The sequence below is a fragment of the Staphylococcus pasteuri genome (assembly GCF_030547725.1).
GTDB classification, from domain to species: domain Bacteria; phylum Bacillota; class Bacilli; order Staphylococcales; family Staphylococcaceae; genus Staphylococcus; species Staphylococcus pasteuri.
In genome coordinates, this window is the sequence record NZ_JAUOQO010000281.1 from 1 (window position 1) to 278 (window position 278).

The 278-nt window shown below is 61.2% G+C and carries 1 protein-coding gene; it reads left to right on the forward strand.

Annotated features, from left to right (window positions below; genetic code table 11):
• Nucleotides 1-42 precede the first annotated feature (42 nt).
• A partial coding sequence (locus Q4528_RS13675; RefSeq protein ID WP_303522097.1) for a hypothetical protein occupies nt 43-278 on the forward strand: 236 nt, incomplete at its 3' end.

A 278-nucleotide genomic window follows, 5' to 3' on the forward strand; every position in this document is an offset into this window, starting at 1 on the left:
CCACAGGGTCTTGACGATCTGGCCGGGCATGATTTCGTGGCAATGGATACGGCGGATCAGATGATTGCGGCCTTTGCCGGCTTTGACATCCACCTGACGCGCGAGATGCTGACCATTCGCAGCGACAACCATCTGGTGCATTGGCAATTGGCGACCCAGGGCGTGGCGATTGGCATTGCGCCGGATTTCCTTGGCCAATCGACACCGGGGATGGAGCGGCTTCTGCCGGGCTTTGGCCCGATCACCTATCCGGTGTGGCTGGTGGCCCACCGCGAAGT